Below are 21580 nucleotides of genomic sequence, written 5' to 3'. Positions count from 1 at the left end.
CCAGCGCCGAGAGCCCCAGAATCCAGCCGATGGTGAAGAGGGGGCCGTTGGGGGAAACCCACGGCTCGGCGCGTCCGTATCTCTAGATGGAACAACCATCCAGAGGCGGGAGACGACCGGATGCCCGACCACGAACAGATCGACTTCGCCGCGCTCGCGGACCGCGCCCGGCAGATGCGGAGCGCGGCGCGGGACGCACAGTACGACCGGCGGACCACCGAGGCCACGGGACGCAGTTCGGACGGAATGGTCACAGCGACCGTGTCCGGCGAGAGCCGGGTCGTGGACCTGCGGATCGACCTTTCGGTGATCGACCCCGACCGGCCGGAGCGTCTTGTCCGGCTGGTCATGGAGGCCATCGACGGCGCGCACGACACCGTCACCGAACATCGCACCGAGGCAGTGTCGGGCCTCTCCGGCGCCCGGTGACAGAACTCGGCGCCGGACAACCGCGCCGTGCCGCCTGTCGACCCGACAGGCCAGGAACCCCGACATCCCGGGGCATCCTCCTCCGGCTCACCTGAGTCGTGACTCCTCCGCAAGCGGAAGCGGAGCGTCAAACGTTCACGTTCGCGGAACCCCTGCCCCCGTCGGTCATGGCTACCCTGCCCGCATGGCGGTGCAATCGACGGCGGCATTCGTCGGCCGGGACGCGGAACTCACCCTGATCGGCGAGCTGTTGGCCGAGGCCGTCGCTGGACACGGGCGGGCGGTGCTCATCGAGGGCGAGCCCGGGATCGGCAAGTCCGCACTCCTATCGGCCGCGCTCACCGGCGTGGACACGGCCAAGTGCCGTGTGCTGCGCGGGAGATGCGACGAGCTGGAACAGCGCTTACCGCTCTCGGCACTGACACGGGCGTTGAGGCCGGCCGAGCACCTCATCGGCCCAGGGCCGGCGATGGCGGCACCCATACCGAACGGCCCCATCGGCACCCCGGGCGTTCGGACGGTCGCCGAGAATCCGGTGACCATGGCGATCGAGCAACTGCTCGTCCTGGTCGACCGGTTGTGCGCATCAGGCCCGGTGGTACTCGCCGTCGAGGACCTCCACTGGGCGGATGGGGCGAGCCTGCAGCTCTGGGGCCGCTTGAGCCGCGCGACGGACCGATTACCCCTGTTGCTGGTCGCGACCTGCAGACCGGTGCCGGTACGGCCCGAACTGGACCTGCTGCGCCACGAACTGCGCGCGTCCGGCGGGACGTTCATCACGCTCGACGGCCTGCCGGAGCCGGAGGTGGCGAAGCTGGCGGCCGAGCGACTGGGCGGTGCGCCGGGGCCACGGCTCTCCCGGCGGCTGAGGTCGGCCGCCGGCAACCCGCTGTACCTGGGCGAGTTGCTGGAGACGCTCGTCCGCTCGGAGGCGGTGGGGACGGAGGCCGACGGCGTGGAACTCGTGGCCGTCGACCGGCGAGACGCCGAGCCCTCCCCGCGGCGGTTCGTCCCGGACCGGCTGGACTTCCTCTCGGTGCCGACCCGCGACGTACTGCGCACGGCGGCCCTGCTGGGGCCGGACTTCTCGGTCGCCGAACTCATGACGGTGACCGGGCGTCGGCGCGCCGAGCTGGCCGCCGCGGTCGACGAGGCCATGGCCGCTGGTGTGGTGGAGGCGGACGGCGTGCGGCTGCGCTTCCGGCACGGACTCCTGCGGTGCTCCCTCTACGAGAAGACGCCCACCGCTCTGCTCGCCGCCCTGCACCAGCATGCCGCGAAGGCGCTGATCGCCGCCGGGGCGCCGGTCGAGCGCGTCGCCGCACTGGTGGTGCGGACGCTGACGGAGCCCGAGGGCTGGGAAGTGGGCTGGACCGTGGCGAACGCGGGTGCCCTGGCGGCCCGCGCTCCCGACGACGCGGCGCACCTGCTGGGGCACGCCCTGGAGCGGCTCGACACCACCGATCCGGGCCGCGCCGAGGTCGAGGACGAGTACCTCGCCGTCACCTTCCGGCTGGGCCGTGACGCGCAGGCCGAGCGCACGGCCCGTGCCGTCCTCGCGGGCAGCGCGGACCCCGAACGGGCCGGTCGGGCCGCCTGGTTCCTCGGCTCCGTCCTGCTGCGCGACGGCCGACGCGAAGAGGCATCGACGGTCCTGGCCGACGCGTCCGACGCCGAAACCGCCGTACCGCCGTGGCGAGTTCGCAATGAGGCGTTGCGGTCGACGGCGCTGGTCGGACAGGGCGGCCAGGTCGAGCGGCTCGGGCGGTCGGAGGCGTGGCAGACCGCCGAGCGAGCACACGCGGAGGGTCGGCGACTCGGTGACCCCCTCGCCACGGCCCAGGCGCAGTACACGCGCTCGGTACTGCGCACCCTCTCCGACGACTACACAGACGCCCTCGCCGGCATGGACGAGATCCTGTCCCTCACCGGCGCGAACAACGAACTGGAGGACCTGCGGCTGACAGTGCGGGGGGACCGTACCGTCGTTCTCGCGGAACTCGACCGCTTCACCGAGGCCGAGGCGACGGCGCGTGCGGCGCTCGCTTCGGCCGAACGGACCGTGGGTGTCCGGCCTGGTGCCGTCGCCGCGCTGCGAACTCGTCTCGCCGACCTGCACTTTGCGCTGGGGCGGTGGAACGAGGCGCTCGCGGAGCTCGAACCGCCCCCGGAGACAGCCGACTTGGTGCGTACGCCGGCTGCGGCGCACGCGTTACGGGCCCTGATCGCCGGACACCGCGACGACTGGCAGGAGGCCTCCCTGCAGTTGGCGGCGCTCGGTGACCGGCGAGTCCTGGACGAGCAAACGCTCAACTCGGGCGCCATCGTGCGGGCGTGGGCCCTGGAAGCCGAGCACGCCGCTCGCCCGGAGCGGGTCGTCGAGGTCCTCATGCCGTGCCTGGTCCCGGATGCCGGGCAGCACGTGATCGGCCCGAGCGCCTTCCTGCCGATCCTGGTCAGAGCCGCGCAGGAGTGCGGCGACCTGGCCTCGCTGCGGGCCGCCGCCCAGGTGTGCGCGTCGGTGACGGGCGAGCGGCACCCGGCCCGGCAGGCGGACCTCGACTGGTGCGGTGGGTTGTTGGCGGGCGAACCGGCTCCGGTGCTGGCCGCCGCCTCCTACTACCGCGCGTCCGGACGCCGACCGGCGCTGGGCAACGCCCTGGAGGACGCGGCCGTCGTGCAGGCGGCCTGCGGTGAGATCGCGGCGGCACGCGCCAATCTGGCCCAAGCGCTCGACGTGTACGGGGCGTTGGGCGCGGCCTGGGACACCCGGCGGGCCACCGCCCGGCTGAGACCCTACGGCGTCCGCCCGGGAGTGCGCGGCGCACGGCAGCGGCCGAAGAGCGGTTGGCAGGCACTGACCGACACGGAGCGACGCGTCGCGCACCTCGTCGCCCAGGGACTGTCCAACCCGGACGTCGCGGGCCGACTCCTCCTGTCCCGCCGGACGGTGGAGACCCACGTCTCCCACATCCTCACCAAGCTCCGCATCAGCTCCCGCGGCGAGGTCGCCCAGCAGGTCCGAGACGGGGGAGCGTGAGGACTTCCGCGTAGGCGGGCCGATCGCGACGCGACGCCTTCGCAGCGACGAGTCAGTCGCGCGTCAGCCGCGCGGGAGCGCTGTCGCACCGGCCGCTCCGTGGTCGGCGTGTGCGCGTGCGGAGTTGGGGCGCCGGCGGGGGCGTCGGTGGAGTCGGCCGGGGGACCGTGGCCGCGTGGTGCGTTGTGGTCGGTGCCGTTCGGCGCCTCGCGCCGTTGTGGTCGGTGCCGTGCGGTGCGTCGCGCCGTTGTGATCGCCCGACGGGTCCGGCCCGGGAGAGCTGTGCTTGCGCATGTGGGGGTCAATCGCGCGGGAGCGCTGTCGCACCGGCGGCTCCGTGGTCGGCGTGTGTGCGTACGGAGTTGGGGCGTCGGCCGGGGTGCCGGTGGGCCTGGCCCGACGGACCGTGACCTCGTGCCGTCGTGCGGGCGGTGCGGTTTCGGAGTGTCGCGCCGTTGCGGTCGCCCAGTGCCTCGCGCAGGGCCCGCAGGGCATTGTGGGTGCGTGACTTGACCGTGCCCTCCGGGACGTTGAGCACCTGGGCCGCGTGCCGGACCGGGCGGTGCAGGATGTAGACCTGGGTCAGCACCGCCTGGTGGGTGGCGGACAGCCCGGCCAGCGCGGTGCGCAGCACCTGGCGGTCGAGGATCTGCTCCAGCGGCTGCGCCGTCACCGGCATCGACTCCAGCGGATCGTCCTCGACCTCCGTGGGACGCGCGGCGCGGGCGCGCAGCACATCGATGGCCAGCCGGCGCGACACCGTCAGCAGCCATGGCCGGACCGACCGCGGGTCGTCCGGGAGGATGTCCAGATGGCGCCAGGCCCGCAGCATGGTCTCCTGGACGAGATCCTCCGCCGCCTGCTGGTCCCCGTGGGTCCAGCCGAGCAGACTCCGCATCAGGGAGTTCTTGTTGACCTCGTAGATCATGCGCATCTTGTGCTCCGCGGACCCGGGGGAGCGGGTCGGGTGCGCTGCGGAAGCGTGTGCGGTGTGGGTGCTCTGCGCCGTGCGTGCCTCGTGTACGTGTGCCGTGGTCATGAGCTGGCTCCATCCGTCGCCGACCGATGGGACGAGCCTGCGACAGCGCGGATACGGAGACATCCGTGAGCCTCACTGAGATCCCGTGGACCTCACTGAGATCGATCGGCTCCCGGAGACCCGTTCGTTACGTGCGCCTCAGTGAGCCCATGGCGGCTTCATCGGTGAAGCCTCAGTTTCCCCAGGCGTTACCTGAAGCGGAGTGACGCCTCGTCCGGAGGCTCTAGAGTCATGAACATGCTCGGGCAACAACTGCACCCAATGATCGGGCGGGACGCGGAGCGAGCCATGGTGGACCGGCTGGTCGCCGACGTCGCGGCGGGCCGGGGCGCGAGCCTGCTGATCGAGGGCGAACCCGGCATCGGCAAGTCGGCGTTGCTCGCGCACGCCCTGGCCGGTGCGCGTGAGGCCGGCTGCGAGGTGCTGACCGGGCAGTGCGACGAACTGGGCCAGCGATTACCGCTCTCCGTGATGACACGGCTCCTGGAGGTCGAGGTCGGCTCGGCCGATCCCCGGCGCGCGGAGGCCGCGCTGGCCCTGGAACAGCCTCAGGAGGCGGCGGGCTGGACGATGCGCCTGCTCGCCGGCGACCCCGTGGTGGCCGCCACGGAGCAACTGCTCGTCCTGGTCGACCGGTTGACCGCGTCCGGCCCCCTGGTGCTGGCGGTCGAGGACCTGCAATGGGCCGACGAGGCAAGCCTGCTGATGTGGCGTCGGCTGTGCCGGGCCTCCGTCCAGCTGCCCCTGCTGGTCATCGGCACCTGCCGGCCGGCGCCCGGGCGCACCGAACTGGAGCCGCTGCGCCGCGATCTCCGCTCCCAGGGCGGCCGGTCGATCGCGCTCGACCAGTTGCCCGAGGCCCAAGTGGCCGAGCTGGCACGGCTGTTGGCCCACGCGGTGCCCGGTCCGATGCTCACCGAGCGACTGCGCTCGGCGGCGGGCAACCCGCTCTACGTACGGGAGCTGCTGGACGCCCTGGCCCGCGTCGGCGCGCTGCACTCCGCGGGCGGCCGGGTGGAGTTGACGGCGGCGGGCGAGGACGTGGGCGAGCTCAACGCGCTCGGGGACGTGATCGCGGACCGGCTGGCCTCCCTCTCGGCCGACGCTCGGGACGTACTGCGCACCGCGTCCCTGCTCGGGCCGGAGTTCTCGGTGACGGACCTGGCCGCGGGCGTGGGCCGTGACGCGGGTTCCCTCCTCACGGTGGTGGAGGAGGCGCTCGGCGCCGGCGTACTGGAGTCCGCGGGCTCCCGACTCCGTTTCCGGCACGGTCTGTTGCGCGAGGTGCTGTACGAGGCGATGCCGACTCCATTGCGCACGGCGTTCCTTCGGCGCGCGGCACAGGAACTGATGGCCGCCGGGGCACCGGTGGAGCGGGTGGCCGAGCTGATCCTCCCGGTGCTGGGAACGGCCGAGGACTGGGAGTGGGAGTGGCTCGCCGACAACGCCGCCCGCCTGGTCGTCCGAGCCCCGATCGCCGCCGCGGAACTGCTCGAACACGCCCTGCGGCACGCGAGCGCCGACGATCCCAGACGCCCCCTCCTCACCGCCCAACTGGCAGCGCTCTACTTCCGCATGGGCCCTTTGGACCGCGCCGAGGAACTGGCCAGGACCGCTCTGCGGCACTCGGCCGACTACGAGCTGATCGGCCAGGTCAGATGGCTGCTCAGCACGATCGGGATGCGCACCGGACGCTACGAGCTGGTGGTCGAGAACTGGCGTTCCGCCACCGCCGACCCCCGCCTCGGGTCCGTCTGGCGCGCACGTCTGCTGGCCCTGGTGGCGCTGGCCCGGCACCTCCTGGGAGAGGGCGACCCGGCCCGCCGGGCGATGACCGAGGCGCTGGACGAGGGCAGAAGGCTGACGGACTCGACCGCGATCGGCTACGCCCTGCTCGCCTCCTCCGTCATGAGCAGCCGCCACGGTGACCAGGCCGGCGCACTGGCCGTCAACGGCCAGGCCCTGGCGGAGATCGGCAACGACCCGGCACTCGTCGACCTGCGGCTCATCCTGCTCGGCCACCGGGTCATCGAACTGGACGGTGTCAACCGCCTCCAGGAGGCGGAGGAGGCGCTGGCCCAGGCCCGTACGCTCGCGGAACGGGTCGGCGCGACGCGGCTGTCGATGACCCTCGTACAGAGTGCCGAGCGGTACTACGAGCACGGGCGCTGGGACGACGCGCTGGCGGTGCTGGACGAGGTTACCGACCTTCCGCCGCTGTGGCGGCTGTCCCGGCACGGTCTGCTGTCGCTGATCGGTGCCCGCCGCGGGCAGTGGCAGGAGGCGGCCGGGCATCTCGACGCCCCGGGCGACCGGAAGGTCCCGTCGGGGGGACCCGTGGCCGCCGCCTATCTGCTGCTGGCGCGTAGTCTCGTCGCCGAGCACGCCGGCCGGCTCCCCGAGGCCGTCGCAGTACTCGCGGAACTGCTGACGGACGCCTACGCGCACGACGTCGGCAACCACCCGGAGTGGCTGCCCGCCCTGGTCCGGCTGGCGCTGGCCGCCGACGACCGGGAGATGGCGGTCGCGGCCGAACGCGCGGCCCGGCAGGAGGTCGAGCGCCAGCCCCGGGCGCGGACGCTGGCCGCGGCCGACTGGTGCGCCGGGCTGCTCCACCAGGACGCGGACCGCCTGCGTGCCGCCATCGACTACCACCGCACCACCGACCGGCTGCCGGACCTCGGCAACGCGCTGGAGGATCTCGCCCTGGTGCAGGCGGAGTCCGGCGACCTCGACGCGGCCCGTGCCTCCTTCAGGGAGGCCCTCGCGGTCTGCGCGGAGCCGGGCGCGGACTGGGACGTACAGCGTGCCACCGCGCGTCTGCGGCCCTGGGGCCTGCGCCCGGGAAGCCGTGGCTCCATGCGCCCCTCCTCCGGCTGGGAGGCGCTGACCGCGACCGAACGACGCGTCGCCGCCCTGGTCGCCCAGGGCCTGTCCAACCCCGACATCGCGGGCCAACTCCTGCTCTCCCGGCGGACGGTGGAGACGCATGTCTCGCACATCCTCACCAAACTCCAGGTCCGCTCACGGCACGAGGTCGGCGCCGTCGCCGGAGCCTGACGCCGGACGGGGGCCGGTCCGTCAACCGGCCCTCGGGCCAAGGCGGTTCACGCAGGAGAAAGGGTAGGGAGACGGCCCGGGCGCCCGACACGTCCCCGTTCGGGGATCTGTGCCCGTCCTCCCGGCGCGGCCTACGGTCGACGTGCCGGACGCGCCGAAGGTGCTCATCCAGCCCGACCCGCGTCACCTTGCGCGCGCCCCTCCGCTCCACATCCGCCGCGTGTGCGCGTCCCGCGGCCCAACCCACGGGAGGTACCGCGTGACCAGCCTTCGGACCGAGGCCGTGACGCTCGACAGCGACGGCGGCAGCCGCCTGTACGAGCAGGCCGACGAACTCCGTGCCGCGGGACCCGCGGTCCGCGTACGCATGCCCGAGGACGTCGTCGCCTGGTCGGTCACCCGCGGGGACATCGCCAAGCAGCTCCTCATCCACCCGCACGTGTCCAAGGACGCCCGCAAGTCCTGGCCCGGACACGAGCCCGGAGCCATCCCGTGGCTGTACCCGTGGGTCGACGTGGTCAGCATGTTCACCTCCGACGGCGACGACCACACGCGGCTGAGGCAGCTGGTCGGCAGGGCGTTCACACCCCGCCGGATCGAAGCGATGCGGCCCACGGTCGAGGCGATCGTCACCGACCTCCTGGACGCCCTGGAGAAGCGTGACGGCGCCGAACGCGTGGACCTGCGCGCCGAGTTCGCGCACGGGGTGCCCAGCCGGGTCATCTGCGACCTGTTCGGTGTCCCCGCCGATCAGCGCCCCGAGATGCTCCGCATCATCGGTGACGTGTTCGCCACCGACGTCACGCCCGAGCAGTCCGCGGCCGTGGCGGGCGACCTCTACCGCGCGATGGGGACCCTCATCGAGACCAAGCGCCGGGCGCCCGCCGACGACATGACCAGCCTGCTGCTGACCGCCCACGAGGAGGACGGCGACCGGCTCAGCGAGACGGAACTCGTCTCCACCCTTATCGCGGTGATCGGCGGCGGCAGCGAGACCACCGTCGCCCTGATCGACGCGGCGGTACGTGAACTCCTCACCCACCCCGACCAACTCGCCGCCGTCCGCGCCGAACCGGCCCGCTGGTCCCACGTGATCGACGAGGCGCTGCGGCTGCACCCGCCGATCATGCACCTGCCGCTGCGGTACGCCACCGAGGACATCGACCTGGGCGAGGGCGTCGTCCTCAAGGCCGGCGACGCCATCCTCATCGGCTTCGGCGCCCACGGCCGCGACCCGGGCGTGCACGACGACCCGTCCGCCTTCCACATCGACCGCGCCGACAAGCAGCACCTCGCCTTCGGCCACGGCATCCACTACTGCCTCGGCGCCCCGCTCGCCCGGCTCGAAGCCGAGATCGCCCTGCCGGCCCTGTTCGACCGCTTCCCCGGACTCACCCTCTCCATAGCCCCCGACGAACTGGAGTCCCAGCACTCCTTCATGGGCAACGACCTCGTCGAACTGCCCGTGCGACTGGGCCCGCCCGCACGCTCGTGAGACAAGCGCCGCCGAACCCGACCGGGCTCGGCGGCGCTCGCTTCTGTCCTACGCGGACGAATGGTCAGACCGCCGTGGCCTCGGCGATCCGCATGGTTCCGGAGGTCTCCGTCATACCGGTGAGGCGGAACCCGGCGCCTTCGAAGAGCGCGGACAGTTCGCCCACCGTGCGTTCCCGGCCGCGGGTGAGGGCGAGCATGATGACGTCCATCGTGAGCTCCACGGGGGTGGGCCGCTCGTCGGGAAGGACGTTCTCGATGACGAGCAGGGTCGCCCCGGTGGTGGCCGCTTCCCGGATCGAGGTGAGGATCCGCGCGCACCGCTCGTCGTCCCAGTTGTGGATCACGTGCATCAGGACGTAGGCGTCGGCGGCGGGCACGGAGTCGAAGAAGTCCCCCGCGTGTGGCGTCAGCCGTGGCTGGTCGGGGAAGTCCACGGTGTCGATGACGCTCGGCTGGTCGAACAGGATGCCCTTGGCGCCGGGCGCGCTGTCGAGGACCGCGCGCAGCAGGTGCCCACGGCCGCCTCCGATGTCGGCGATCGTGACGAAGGGCGTGAAGTCGTAGGCGTCGACGACCGCCGGGATGTCGGCGGCCGCCTTGGACGTCATCGCGTGGTTGAAGAGCTCGGCCTCCTCGGGGTGGGTCCGCAGATAGGCCCAGAGCCCGCCGGGTGCGTACGTCTCCACGGCGGGCTCCCCGGTGGTGACGGAGTGCTGGAGCCGCAGGAGGCTCTCCAGCTGGATCGGCAGTCCCGTCAGGCGGACCAGGGGACGCGCGCTCATCGGGTGGTCGTCGCGCAGCAGACGGGACGCGGCGGTGTGTACGTAACCGTCGTCGTCCTGCTCGAAGATGCCCTGCGCCGCCAGCAGGCGCAGGATCCGGCCGAGCATGTCGAGGTCGGCGCCGCAGGCCGCGGCGAGTTTCGCCAGGGGGACCGGATCGTCGTCGATGTGGTCGGCGACGCCCAGGTCGGCGACGACCTGGAGGCAGCGGGTCGAGTAGGCGCCGTAGGTGAGCGCCTGAATCGTCTCGTGGGGTTGTGTCATGAGGGGCCGGGCTCCATCTCGTCGGGCCGTGGGGGTCGAACAACGAGGGAAGTCCCCGATGCGGACGGGGAGTTCCGGGCCGGGTCGTCAACTCCCGGCGGTCGGTGCGGGGTTGCGTGCGACACAAGGTAGGAGCACCGGCCCGGCGCCCGACAGGTCCCCGTTCGGGGATCGGCGGCACCCGGCCGCGGGCCGTCGTCCCGCGGACAGTCCCCGAACAGGGGGGCCGGTCGTGCCCCAGCAATGGGGATCTCCCGGTGAATCGTGTCCACAACTACCGTCGGAACGCGCGCGAGTGGCCATTCCGGAGCCCCGTCGACCGCCGCCGGCGCGCTGTGCGGTCCGTCCTCATCGGCCTTTCCTCTAGGAGCCCACTGCTGTGAAGAGCGGCCTTCTCACCCTGCCCGCGCCCCGGGTCGGCGGCGCGTTGTCGCGGCCTCCCGAAGCCGCCATCACCTGGACCGACCCCGTCACCGGACGCCAGGGCTTCCTGGTCGTCGACCGGCTGGTCCGGGGTCTCGCCAGCGGTGGCCTGCGCATGCGCGAAGGGTGCTCCTACGAGGAGGTCAGGGAGTTGGCGGCGGCCATGAGCGTGAAGGAGGCCCTGCACTACGACCCCGCGCACCGCTATCGACCCATGGGTGGCGCCAAGGGTGGCATCGACTGCGATCCCCTCAGCGGCGAGGCACGCGGCGTGCTCTCCCGCTTCCTCGCCTTCATCAAGCCGTACGTGGAGCACCACTGGGCGACCGGTGACGATCTCGGCACGACCATGGAGCTCATCGACGAGGTGCTCGGCGAGTTGGGGGTGGAGGGCTGCATCGCCCCGGTCCTGCGTACCCTCGACGACGCCCCAGCAGCACGGAAACGCTTCGCCGACGCCTTCGCGGTCGAGGTCGACGGCATACCCCTGGCCGAACTGGTCGGCGGCTGCGGGGTCGCGCAGGCCGCACTCACGCTCCTGGACCGGGACGGCATCTCCCGCTCGTCCGCCACCGCCGTCGTCCAGGGCTTCGGCGCCATGGGCGGCTCGACGGCCCGCTTCCTGAACGCGGCAGGGGTCCGCGTGGTCGGGATCTCGGACGTCCACGGCACGGTCGCCAACCCGCGCGGCCTGGCCGTCGAGGACATGCTGCGCAACCGCCGGGCGTACGGCACCATCGACCGCGGCCGACTCGGCCCCGACGACGTCCTGTTGGAGCGGGACGCCTGTCTCGCGCTCCGGGCCCACGTCCTGGTCCCGGCCGCGACCTCCTACGCCATCCACAGAGGCAACCAGGACCGGGTCGCCGCCCGGTACATCGTCGAGGCGGCGAACCTCCCCGTGACCTCGGACGCGGAGCGGCTGATGAGCCGACGCGGCTGCGTCGTCATCCCCGACGTGGTCGCCAACTCGGGTACCAACGCCTGGTGGTGGTGGGTCGTCCACGGCGATGTCGCACCGGACGCCGTGTCGTCCCTGGCCAAAGTACGGGGATCGCTGAGGGCGTTGGTGACGGAGACGCTCCAACTCGCCGACGACGCCGTGCGGACGCCACGCCAGGCGGCCCGCTACATCGCCGAGGCCAGACGCGAGGCCCTCCTGCACCGGCCGGGTGCCGCGTGACCACTGTGCTCCTTGCCGCGGCGGCCGCGCTGGGCTGGGGAGCCGCGGACTACTGCGGCGCACGGGCGGCACGGAACGTGTCGGCGCCTCGCGTGGTGTTCCTGTCCCAGGTCCTGTCCCTCCCGGTGATCGCCGCCTGGTTGCTGGCGACCGGCGCGCGAGGCCCCGAACCGGCCGACCTCACCTGGGGACTTGGCGCGGGTGTCTTCGGAGTGCTGGGCATGGTGCTGCTCTACCGGACCCTGGCGTCCGAGGGCATCGTGCTCGTGGCTCCCGTCACCGCGGTGACGGTGGCCGTCGTACCCCTGGCGGTCGGGCTGTTCATCCAGTCGGCACCCGGGCTGTTCGCGCTGTGCGGGGTCGGCTGCGCGCTGGCCTCGGTCGCGCTGGTGAGCCGGGTGGGGCAGATCCGGCGCGACTCCGTCGCCATGCGCACGCTGCTGCTGGCACTCGCGACGGGCGCAGCGCTCGGACTCCAGCTGGTCTGCCTCTCCCATCCGGGCCCCGGCGCCGGCCTGTGGCCACTGGTGGGCGCGCGCGTCGCCTCCATCCTGTGCGTCGCGCCCCGCGCCTTGCGCGGACGTGGGCAAGACGGCGGCGGACGCAGGCAGGAAGGCAGCAGACGCAGGCAAGACGGCGGCGGACGCACGCAAGATGCCAGCGGTACTGCCCAAGTGCCGTGGCTGCTCGTCGTGTTGGCCGGCGCCCTCGACACGGCCGCCTTCGCCTTCTACCTGTTCGCGATGGACCGAGGTCTGCTGAGCGTGGTCGGCCCGGTCGTGTCGCTGTACCCGGCGGCCACCGTCGTGCTCGCGCTGGCGCTCGACGGCGAACGCGTGACGGCCCATCAGGCGCTCGGACTCTGCCTCGGCGCCGGAGCGTTGCTCCTGGTCGCCCTCTAGCCCCCACAGCCCGCCCCATTGCTTCCCTAAGGAGTGACTCCCACATGAGCAACGATCAGGAACAGGTGCTCCAGGCCGCCGATGACCTCGTCGCCGCCTTCGCCACGGGCCGCCTGGACGACTACTTCAGGGCCTGCGCCCCGGACGCGACCTTCGTCTTCCACTCCACCGCGCAACGCATCGAATCCGTCGCCGAGTACCGCCGCGTCTGGGCCCGTTGGGTGGCCGAGGACGAATTCCGGGTGCTGAACTGCCTCTCCTCCGACCGGATGGTCCAACTCTGGGACGACACGGCGGTGTTCACCCACACCGTCGAGACGCATATCTCGACTCTCGCCGGTGTCGACAAACTCCACGAACGGGAGACCATCGTCTTCCGCCGTGCGGAGGACGGCAGTTGGCTCGCCGTGCACGAACACCTGTCACCGGTCCCGGTCGCCGGCCCGACGAACTGATCAGCGCAGTACCGCTTCCCACGTGTCGACGGCGTAATGCACACCCATGCCATGGCGCGCGTACAACTCGGGCGCGCCCGTGGCGTTGGACGTGTCCACCCCGAGCCCCACGGTGTCCCGACCCCGCGCCGCGAACGTCGCGAAGGCGTGGCGCAGGAGGAAGCCGCCGAGGCCACGCCCGCGGGCCTCGCGCAGGACGCCGATGCTGCGGATCCAGCCCATGGCCTCACGGTCGTCGCGGGCGAGCAGGAAACCGGCGTCTCCCAGGTCGTCGGTGGCGACGATCCAGACCAGGTTCCAGTCGAGCGCTTCGGCGTCGACGTCGGACAGCCACTGGCCGTGGTCGCGCGGCTGGAAGTCGAAGTGCTCGGCGAAGGTGGCCTGGTAGAGCTCGTACATCCGCAGCCGGTCGGCCTCGGTCGTGCACGGCCGCACCCGCACTCCGGCGGGCGCCTCGGGAGCGGGGTCCCGTACGGGGTCAACGTCCTTGCGCAGTACGTGATATCGGCGCACGACCTGCCAACCCCGGGCCCGGATCAGATCGGTGTCGAGGGTCGGCGCCACGTTCAGGTGTAGATGGATCACGGCCCGCTCGGCCCCGTTGTCCCGGGCCTTCTCCAGGGCCCTGGCCTCCATCGCATCCAGGATGCGGACGCCCGCCGGCTGGTGCTCGGGCAGCACGTAGTGGTCCACGTCGATCCGCTCACCGCCCGACTCGTCCCACAGCAGCCCGTACGCCACCAGCCGGTCCTCTTCGAAGACCAGCCAGGAGTCGCGCGTGAGGTCGGCCTCCGGATGCTTCAGATCGGCCTCCACCTCGTGCAGGTCGGTCTCGGGCCTGCCGATCTCGATCCGGTCGATCTCGTTCAGGAGCTCTGCGACGGCGGGCGCGTCGGAGAGTTCGGCGGGGCGCAGAAGGGAGGGCATGCTGCTCAGCGTCCGGGGGAGCGGACGCGGCCGCAACAGGTTTTCGCCGGACCGAAGGTCCCGTCCCGGGCGTCCGGAGTGCCCGCAGAACCTCACTCCGGCCGTCTGACCGGCGCGAGGTCAGCCGGCCGGACGCACCGGGTGCTTGCTCATGATCGACACGCGGTTGAAGGCGTTCATGGTGATCGCCACCCAGATCACCGCGGAGATCTCGTCGTCGCTGAGGTCCGCGCGGGCGGTGGCGTAGGCCGCCTCCTGCGCGCCGGCGTCGGCGATGCGGGTGGTCGCCTCGGCGAGGGCGAGTGCCGCGCGCTCCCGCGCGGTGAACAGCTGGGCGTCGCGCCAGGCGGCCAGCACGCCGAGCCGCTGGGTGCTGTCACCGGCGCGCAGCGCGGCCCGGGTGTGCACGTCGAGGCAGTAGGCACAGCCGTTGATCTGGGAGACCCGGAGGTTGACCAGCTCGACGAGCCTGCGGTCCAGGCCCGCCTCGGCGGCGACCGCACGCGTCGCCTCGGCCGTCTCGACCAGGGCGTGGTAGGCCTTCGGGCTCTGCTTGTCGACGAAGACCCGCCCGGCGGGACCCGCTGCCATGTCGCTCAACCTGGGCTCCTTCGAAAGACACGGTTCCGTGGACACGGTTCCTTGTCATGAAATCACCCCGCGTCCCTCACTGATCGCGGCGGTCCCCGTAGCGCCCCTCCAGGGCCGCGAGATAGCCGCGCAGCATGACCTTGGCCTCCGCCAGCAGTTCCGCGTCCCCTTCCGGGTCGCGCCGGAAGGCCTCCTGCGCGAGGGCGTCGGCGGTCAGCACCGCCGCGTGGCAGGCGCGGCCGAGCGCGTCGTCGTCCCGTGCGACCCCGAGTGCGACCAGGACCCGGCCGATGCCGTCCGCCATACGGAGCTTGTGCTCACGGTCCGCGGCCCGCGTCCGCTCGGTCAGACCACTGCCGAACCACAGCGCCCGGAAGCCGTGTTCGGTGCGGTAGAGCCCGGCGTACGCATCCACGAGCACCCCCACCGGATCCTCCCAGCGCTGCTCCGCCGCCCCCTGGACGAACCCCTCCATGAGGGCCTCCAGCTTGCCGAAGTAGCCGCTCGCCAGGGCGTCGATGATCGCGTCCCGGTCCGGCAGGTACTGGTACAGCGAGCCGATCGACACCTTCGCCTCGGCGGCGACCCGGGTGGTGGTCAGCGCCTCGACCCCCTCGTCGACCAGCAACCGCTCGGCCGCCTCCAGCACCCGCGCCAACCGCGCTTTGCTGCGCGCCTGTTGGGGCATACGACGCAGGGGAGCGGACCCCACGGACTCCGCGGCGGGCTCGCCCACGCACTACCTCCGAATGTGAACGTGACTTTGTTTCACGTTTAGGTTACGGTCCCGCACATGACCGACTCAAGCGCGGTGCTGGGCCAGGAGCGGGCCGCCGTGGCGGACTCCTGCCGTCGGCTCGGGGCCGCGGGCCTGCTCATCGGCACGGCCGGGAACGTCAGCGTACGCGTGGAGGGGCTCGTCGCGATCACCGCGACCGGAGCGGTCCTCGCCGAACTGACCCCGGACCAGGTCACCGTGGTCGACCTCGACGGAAAGATCGTCGCCGGCACCCTGGAACCGACCTCCGAACTCGACCTCCACCTCGGCGTCTACCGGCGCTACGGCACCGGCGCGGTCGTCCACACCCACGCCCCGATGGCCACCGCCCTCTCCTGCGTGCTGGACGAACTGCCCTGCATCCACTACCAGTTGCTGTCCGTCGGCGGCACGGTCCGGGTCGCGCCGTACGCCACCTTCGGCACCCCCGAACTCGCCGAGTCGGTCATCACCGCACTGGACGGCCGCAGCGCCGCGCTGATGGCCAACCACGGCGCGCTCACCCACGCGCAGACCCTCGAAAAGGCCGTCGAGCACGCCCTGTTGGTGGAGTGGGCGTGCGGTGTGTATCAGCGCGCGGCCGTCCTCGGACCGCCGCGCGTCCTCGACGAACAGCAGCAACTCGCGGTCATCGAGGCCGCGATCGCCCGCGACTACGGCACCACTCACCCCGTACCACCCGCGCAGGAGGGAACCCTATGAACGTCGTCACGATGGGCGTGCACGTACTGGACGTGCTGGTGCGGCCCGTGGAGGCCATACCCGAGGGACAGGGCGCCACCCTGGTCGACGACATCAGGATGACCGCCGCCGGGACGGCCGCCGGCACCGCGCTGACCCTGGCCAAGCTCGGCGCCTCGGTCCGCACCGCGGGCGCCATCGGCACCGACCCGACCGGCGACCTGCTCGTCCAACTCCTCGACCGCGCGGGGATCGACACCGGACTCCTCGTCCGCCGCACCGACACCTCCACCTCTGCCACCGTCCTGCCGATCCGCCCCAACGGCGACCGCCCCTCCCTCCACCTGCTGGGCGCCAACATCACCTACGGTCTTGACGACGTGCCCTGGGACGCGGTCGCCGAAGCCACCCATCTGCACCTGGGCGGACCGGAGTTGATCGGCGCCGAGGTCGCGGCGCGCATCCTGGCGCACGCCAAGGAGCACGGCGTGGTCACCTCCGTCGACCTCCTCGCCCCCGGCGAACTCGGCACCTTCGACCAGATCGAACCGCTGCTCCCGCACGTCGACTTCCTGCTCCCGAACGACGACCAGGTCCTCGGCTTCAGCGAGGAGACCGACCTGCTGACCGGCGCGCGCAAGCTCCTCGCCGCCGGCGCCGGACTCGTGGCGGTCACCCGCGGCGCCGAGGGCGCGCTCCTGGTCACGGCCGAGGGCACCGAGACGGTCCCCGCCTACGACATCGAGGTCGTCGACACCACCGGCTGCGGCGACGCCTTCTCGGCCGGTTTCCTGCGCGCCGTGAGCCTGGGCCGCACGCCCCGCGAGGCCGCCGTGCTCGGCAGCGCCTCCGCCGCACTGGTGGCACAGGGCCTCGGCAGCGACCACGGGGACTTCGACCTCGCCGCCGCCGACGAGTTCGCGGCGACGCACAAGACACGCTGACGCGCTGTCGGTGGGGGCGTCATCGCCCGTTCCGGGCGGGATGCCCGGTTCCGGTGGTGACGCCCACAGCACCGGCGTACGGTCGAACAGTGGACGGAACCGTTCACTGACCTGACCGACTCCCCGCGGGGCCTCGCCCCCGGGAGGGCGACGCACATGAGCCACAGCGCAGAGCCGACCTCTTCGTCGCAGGCCACCGCGAAGGACACCGGCGGTGGCGGAAACGGCATGGCGCTGTTGGTCATCGCGTCCTGCCAGCTGATGGTGGTCCTGGACATCACCATCGTGAACATCGCGCTGCCGGACATCCAGCGCTCCCTGGACTTCTCCACCACCAGCCTGTCGTGGGTGGTCAACGCCTACACCCTCACCTTCGGCGGCCTCCTGCTGCTGGGCGGCCGGGCCGGCGACATCCTCGGCAGGCGGCGCGTCTTCGTCTTCGGCGTACTGCTCTTCGTGCTGGCCTCGCTGCTCGGCGGACTGTCCCAGAACTCCGGCCAACTCCTCGCCGCCCGCGCCCTCCAGGGCGTCGGCGGCGCCATCGCGTCCCCGACCTCGCTGGCCCTGATCAGCACCACGTTCCGCGAAGGGCCCGAGCGCAACCGGGCGTTCGGCGTGTTCGCCGCGGTCTCCTCGGGCGGCGGCGCGATCGGACTGCTCGCCGGCGGCATGCTCGTCGAGTGGCTCAACTGGCGCTGGGTGCTGTTCGTCAACGTCCCCATCGGCCTGCTGATCGTGCTCGCCACACCCCGCTGGATCAAGGAGTCCGAACGCCACCCCGGCCGCTTCGACATCACCGGCGCGCTCACCTCCACCGTGGGCATGGTGCTGCTGGTGTACGGCTTCATCAGAGCCGCGCAGGAAGGCTGGCGCGACGCGTTCACGCTCGCCTCGTTCGCGGCGGCGGTCGTCGTCCTGGTGGCGTTCGTCCTGATCGAGCGGCGGTCCAGGCAGCCCATCACCCCGCTGCACATGTTCGCCGACCGCAACCGCGCGGGCACGTACGGCATCATGCTGAGTCTCTCCGCCGCGATCTTCGGCATGTTCTTCTTCCTGACCCTCTTCGTCCAGGACGTGCTGGGCTTCAGCCCGTTGGAGGCGGGCCTCGCCTTCCTGCCGGTCAGTGCGGTCATCGCGGTCGGCGCCGGGCTGGCCTCCAAGTTCCTTCCCGTGTACGGCCCCAAGCCCTTCATGGTGATCGGCGCGGTCCTCGCGGCGGCCGGTCTGGCCTGGCTGACCCTCACCGACGTGCACTCCACCTACGCGGGCAGCATCCTCGGCCCGATGCTCGTCTTCAGCCTCGGCATGGGCATGGAGTTCGTCGCGCTCACGCTCATGGCGCTCTCCGACGTGCCGGTCGCGGAGTCCGGCGCGGCCTCCGGACTCCTCAACGCCACCCAGCAGGTGGGCGGCGCGCTCGGACTCTCCATCCTGGTCACGATGTTCGGCACCGCGAGCAACAACGAGGCGAAGAAGCAGGTCCGCGACTTCCTGGCCCAGGCGACCCCGGCCGAACGCCTCCAGTTCCGGCGCACCGGTCAACTGCCGTCCCCCTGGGCCGACGAGGTCCTGACCTCCGGTGTCTCCGCCGCCTTCGTGATGGCCGCGATCTTCACTCTGGTCGCCGCCCTCGTCGCCGTGATCGCCATCCAGGTCCGCCCGTCCGACCTCGAACGCCTCAAGGGCGGCGGCGCGTTGGGCCCCGGCCAGAGCTGACAGCCGCACGCCCTACGACAGTCACGTGCGCCGCGTCGCGATGCTGAGCGCGTTCGCCACCACGACCGCCCCGATGCTCGCCCACTCCGCCCACCCGAGACGCTGCCCGAGCCCGACCAGCCCGACGACCGCCGCCAGCACCGGATTGACGCTCATGAACAGCCCGAACGCCTGCGCCGACACCTTCCGCAAGGTGAACATGTCGGCGAGATACGGCACCGCCGACGACAGCACACCGGCCGCCACCGCACACCCCACGGCACCCACGGTCGGCGGCTGCCGCAGCACGACGACGACCCCGACCGGCAGGAACATCAGCGCCGACACGGCGGCAGCCGCCGCGGACCCCTGCGCGCCGGGCAGCCGCCGGCCCACGGTCCGGTTGAGCAGGATGTACGAGGCCCAGCAGACGGCGGCGAGCAGCCCCAGCGCCATCCCCACGTAGTCGGCAGAGGGCCGCGGCCGCATCAGCGCCACCGCACCCACCGCCGCGATCACCGCACAGCAGGCGTCGACCCGGCGCCGTGCCGCGACGAGCGCCACGGTCAGCGGACCGAGGAACTCCAGAGTCACCGCAAGCCCGAGGCCGACCCGGTCGATGGCCGTGTACAGGGACAGGTTCATCGTCCCGAACACCAGCGCCAGCAGCAGCACCGGCCACCACTGCGCCCACGTGAAGGACCGCAGCCGGGGCCGCCCGACAGCCAGCAGCACGGCCGCGGCGACGTACTGCCGTACCGCGACCACACCCACCGGCCCGAGCACGGGGAACGCGAGGGAACCGATCGCGGCGCCGGTCTGGTTGGACAGCCCGCTGCCGACCATGGTGGCCACGCCGACGAGACGCTGCCGTTCGGAGGCGGCAGCCGTGGGCGCGGGGTGGACCCGGGCGGGGGCGGCGGGTGCGGATGCGTCGGGCATGCTCCGATCGTGCGCCGAGGTCTTCGTTGCGCAAAATGCGTTCGGCCGGAGATCTATACGCTGGAGTCATGGATGCGGATGTGGAACTCCGGCAGTTGCGCTGTCTCGTCGCCATCGTCGACGAGGGCGGCTTCACCGACGCGGCCATCGCCCTCGGCGTCTCCCAGGCGGCCGTGTCCCGGACCCTGGCCTCCTTCGAACGGACCTTGGGCGTACGGCTGTTGCGGCGCACCTCGCGCGAGGTGGCGCCCACCCCGACGGGGCTGCGGGTGCTCGCGCAGGCCCGCCGGGTGCTGGGCGAGGTGGACGACCTCGTGCACACGGCCACCTCCGGGCACACCAGCCTGCGCATCGGCTACGCCTGGTCGGCGCTCGGCCGGCACACGCCCGCCTTCCAGCGCCGCTGGGCCCAGGCCCACCCCGCCACCGACCTGCACTTCGTCCGGGTCAACTCCACCTCGGCCGGCCTGGTGGAGGGCGCCTGCGACCTGGCCGTCGTCCGCAGGCCGCTGGACGAGAAACGCTTCGACAGCGCCATCGTCGGCCTGGAACGGCGCCTGTGCGCCCTCGCCGCCGACGATCCGCTGGCCCGGCGCCGGTCCGTCCGGCTCGCCGACCTGTCCGGGCGCACCCTGCTCATCGACCGCCGTACCGGCACCACCACCGCGGACCTGTGGCCGCCGGACGCCCGCCCGGCCACCGAGGAGACGCACGACGTCGACGACTGGCTCACCACCATCGCCGGCGGCCGGTGCGTCGGCATGACGGCCGAGTCGACCGCCAACCAGTACCCGCGCCCCGGCGTCGTCTACCGGCCGGTGCGCGACGCCGAACCCATCGCTGTCCGCCTCGCCTGGTGGCGCGACGACCCGCACCCCGCCACCCCCGCGGCGATCGAACTGATCACCGCCCTCTACCGAGGCGACTGACCACCCCCCGTACGGACCCGCTCAGGCCCGGCCGCGGGACACGGCGGGTGTCGGGACGAGGCCGAGCTGCTGGGCGCGCAGGACCGTGCTGATGCGGTCGCGGGTGCCGAGCTTGCGGTAGATGTTCTCGACGTGCTTGTGGACCGTACGGTCCGAGATGCCGAGCCGGCGGCCGATGGCGGTCGCGGTGAGGGCATCGGTGAGCAGCAGCAGGACGGTCGTCTCCCGGGGCGTGAGATCGCCCGCCGCAGCCGGTTCGCGGACGACGGCCGGCTCGGCCGACTGCCGCCACTGGACCAGCAGTTGCCGCTGCTCCTCGACGGCGGCCAGTAAGGGCTGCAGCAGTTGGGCCGTGCGGACGTGGTCCTCGGTGAAGTCCCGGCCGGAGCGGTAGACCATGCACCCGGTGATCGGGGTGGTGACCTGCGGCAGCGGGACCGCCAGCACATGGTCCACGTCCATGATCTCGTCGAGCAGCCGTGCGGTGGGGCTCGCGGACCACTCCCGGCCCGCCGCCCCGCGCGCGGTGTACGGCGTCCGGTCGGGGCCGGTGGCGTAGTGGTCGGCGAACGGGTAGCCGGAGCGCAGCAGACCCAGGTCCTCGTCCCCGAGGGCGTCCAATTGGGCGGCGACACCGGTCGACATGCCGACCGTGCCCGCGCGCTCGCTCCAGTCGTCCAGCTTGTAGACCAGCAGCTCACCGCCGCACAGCTCGGGCAGGGTGCCGGCCAGCAGCGGCCACAGCCGCTCGGGCTCCCTCTCGTGGAGCGCCCCGACGGCCACCGCCAGCATCCGTTCATAGGCCTCGCCCGGCCCGTGTGCCACGTTCCTTCTCCGCTCGTTCGCCGCGTACGCAGTTGTACCCATACCGGCGGCGTCCAGTGGTGCCCGAGACTTTCGTCGTCGTGCGGGCCGCCGGTACGGGTCGTCGTTCACTGACTGCTCCTTCCTTCGTCTGTCTTGTGTCCGGACCGTTCGACGTCCTTTCGCCCCAACTGCGCGGCGAGTTTCTTCTTCGC

General features: G+C 72.2%; 18 protein-coding genes. 11 read left to right on the top strand and 7 right to left on the bottom strand.

Annotation, left to right across the window (positions count from 1 at the left end):
* Window positions 1-120 precede the first annotated feature (120 nt).
* Window positions 121-429, top strand: coding sequence for a YbaB/EbfC family nucleoid-associated protein (locus ACWDR3_RS39980; protein WP_450357511.1), 309 nt, complete (start codon window positions 121-123; stop codon window positions 427-429).
* Between the two features lie 184 nt (window positions 430-613).
* Window positions 614-3469 (top strand): AAA family ATPase, encoded by a 2856-nt coding sequence (locus tag ACWDR3_RS39975; protein ID WP_450357510.1) that lies wholly within the window; start codon window positions 614-616, stop codon window positions 3467-3469.
* Window positions 3470-3770: 301 nt separating this feature from the next.
* On the opposite strand, the gene ACWDR3_RS39970 is transcribed toward ACWDR3_RS39975, so the two are convergent.
* Window positions 3771-4508 carry a sigma-70 family RNA polymerase sigma factor gene (locus ACWDR3_RS39970; RefSeq protein ID WP_450357509.1) on the bottom strand — a complete coding sequence of 246 codons (738 nt, stop codon included), beginning with the start codon at window positions 4506-4508 and terminating at the stop codon, window positions 3771-3773.
* Between the two features lie 237 nt (window positions 4509-4745).
* On the opposite strand from ACWDR3_RS39970, the gene ACWDR3_RS39965 reads away from it, so the two are divergent.
* Together ACWDR3_RS39965 and ACWDR3_RS39960 are read left to right on the top strand one after the other, a co-directional pair.
* Window positions 4746-7568 carry an ATP-binding protein gene (locus ACWDR3_RS39965; protein WP_450357508.1) on the top strand — a complete coding sequence of 941 codons (2823 nt, stop codon included), beginning with the start codon at window positions 4746-4748 and terminating at the stop codon, window positions 7566-7568.
* Window positions 7569-7827: 259 nt separating this feature from the next.
* Entirely contained in the window at window positions 7828-9063 is a 1236-nt protein-coding gene (locus ACWDR3_RS39960; protein ID WP_450357507.1) for a cytochrome P450 family protein, read from the top strand.
* A gap of 64 nt (window positions 9064-9127) precedes the next feature.
* Here the strand turns inward: ACWDR3_RS39960 and ACWDR3_RS39955 are convergent, their stop codons facing one another.
* Window positions 9128-10111 carry a methyltransferase gene (locus ACWDR3_RS39955; protein ID WP_450357506.1) on the bottom strand — a complete coding sequence of 328 codons (984 nt, stop codon included), beginning with the start codon at window positions 10109-10111 and terminating at the stop codon, window positions 9128-9130.
* A gap of 379 nt (window positions 10112-10490) precedes the next feature.
* Between ACWDR3_RS39955 and ACWDR3_RS39950 the strand changes: the two genes are divergently transcribed.
* Genes ACWDR3_RS39950 through ACWDR3_RS39940 form a run of 3 tightly spaced genes read left to right on the top strand, consistent with a single transcriptional unit; the run spans window position 10491 to window position 13074 of the window.
* Window positions 10491-11717 carry a Glu/Leu/Phe/Val dehydrogenase dimerization domain-containing protein gene (locus ACWDR3_RS39950; protein WP_450357505.1) on the top strand — a complete coding sequence of 409 codons (1227 nt, stop codon included), beginning with the start codon at window positions 10491-10493 and terminating at the stop codon, window positions 11715-11717.
* Window positions 11714-12619 (top strand): EamA family transporter, encoded by a 906-nt coding sequence (locus tag ACWDR3_RS39945; protein WP_450357504.1) that lies wholly within the window; start codon window positions 11714-11716, stop codon window positions 12617-12619. The genes ACWDR3_RS39950 and ACWDR3_RS39945 overlap by 4 nt, the downstream gene beginning before the upstream one ends.
* Window positions 12620-12663: 44 nt before the next feature.
* The gene (locus tag ACWDR3_RS39940) at window positions 12664-13074 is read left to right on the top strand and encodes a YybH family protein (protein WP_450357503.1); all 411 of its coding nucleotides are present in this window, start codon (window positions 12664-12666) and stop codon (window positions 13072-13074) included.
* On the opposite strand, the gene ACWDR3_RS39935 is transcribed toward ACWDR3_RS39940, so the two are convergent.
* The 3 genes from ACWDR3_RS39935 to ACWDR3_RS39925 all read right to left on the bottom strand — a co-directional run bounded on the left by ACWDR3_RS39935 (window position 13075) and on the right by ACWDR3_RS39925 (window position 15280).
* The gene (locus ACWDR3_RS39935; RefSeq protein ID WP_450357502.1) at window positions 13075-14001 is read right to left on the bottom strand and encodes a GNAT family N-acetyltransferase; all 927 of its coding nucleotides are present in this window, start codon (window positions 13999-14001) and stop codon (window positions 13075-13077) included. It lies immediately after the preceding gene.
* 120 nt (window positions 14002-14121) lie between these two features.
* Complete coding sequence (locus tag ACWDR3_RS39930; protein ID WP_450357514.1) at window positions 14122-14592, bottom strand: carboxymuconolactone decarboxylase family protein; 471 nt, start codon at window positions 14590-14592, stop codon at window positions 14122-14124.
* A 76-nt stretch (window positions 14593-14668) separates the two neighbouring features.
* Window positions 14669-15280, bottom strand: a complete 612-nt coding sequence (locus tag ACWDR3_RS39925; protein WP_450357513.1) for a TetR family transcriptional regulator — start codon at window positions 15278-15280, stop codon at window positions 14669-14671.
* A gap of 105 nt (window positions 15281-15385) precedes the next feature.
* Between ACWDR3_RS39925 and ACWDR3_RS39920 the strand changes: the two genes are divergently transcribed.
* The 3 genes from ACWDR3_RS39920 (at window position 15386) to ACWDR3_RS39910 (ending at window position 18711) form a co-directional block, all read left to right on the top strand.
* Window positions 15386-16072, top strand: a complete 687-nt coding sequence (locus ACWDR3_RS39920) for a class II aldolase/adducin family protein (RefSeq protein WP_450357501.1) — start codon at window positions 15386-15388, stop codon at window positions 16070-16072.
* Window positions 16069-16995 carry a carbohydrate kinase family protein gene (locus tag ACWDR3_RS39915; protein ID WP_450357500.1) on the top strand — a complete coding sequence of 309 codons (927 nt, stop codon included), beginning with the start codon at window positions 16069-16071 and terminating at the stop codon, window positions 16993-16995. The genes ACWDR3_RS39920 and ACWDR3_RS39915 overlap by 4 nt, the downstream gene beginning before the upstream one ends.
* A 228-nt stretch (window positions 16996-17223) precedes the next feature.
* Window positions 17224-18711: an MFS transporter gene (locus ACWDR3_RS39910; protein WP_450357512.1), complete on the top strand. Its 1488-nt coding sequence runs from the start codon at window positions 17224-17226 to the stop codon at window positions 18709-18711.
* 21 nt (window positions 18712-18732) lie between these two features.
* Here the strand turns inward: ACWDR3_RS39910 and ACWDR3_RS39905 are convergent, their stop codons facing one another.
* Window positions 18733-19632 carry an EamA family transporter gene (locus tag ACWDR3_RS39905; protein WP_450357499.1) on the bottom strand — a complete coding sequence of 300 codons (900 nt, stop codon included), beginning with the start codon at window positions 19630-19632 and terminating at the stop codon, window positions 18733-18735.
* A 68-nt stretch (window positions 19633-19700) separates the two neighbouring features.
* Here ACWDR3_RS39905 and ACWDR3_RS39900 point away from each other — a divergent pair, with 68 nt between their 5' ends.
* Window positions 19701-20561 carry a LysR family transcriptional regulator gene (locus ACWDR3_RS39900; protein ID WP_450357498.1) on the top strand — a complete coding sequence of 287 codons (861 nt, stop codon included), beginning with the start codon at window positions 19701-19703 and terminating at the stop codon, window positions 20559-20561.
* 21 nt (window positions 20562-20582) lie between these two features.
* Here the strand turns inward: ACWDR3_RS39900 and ACWDR3_RS39895 are convergent, their stop codons facing one another.
* Entirely contained in the window at window positions 20583-21386 is an 804-nt protein-coding gene (locus ACWDR3_RS39895) for a LuxR C-terminal-related transcriptional regulator (protein ID WP_450357497.1), read from the bottom strand.
* Window positions 21387-21580 lie beyond the last annotated feature (194 nt).

This window comes from Streptomyces sp. NPDC001002 (assembly GCF_053599215.1).
The sequence above is the reverse complement of the archived record's forward strand: the minus strand, read 5'-3'. Positions and strand labels throughout refer to the sequence as shown.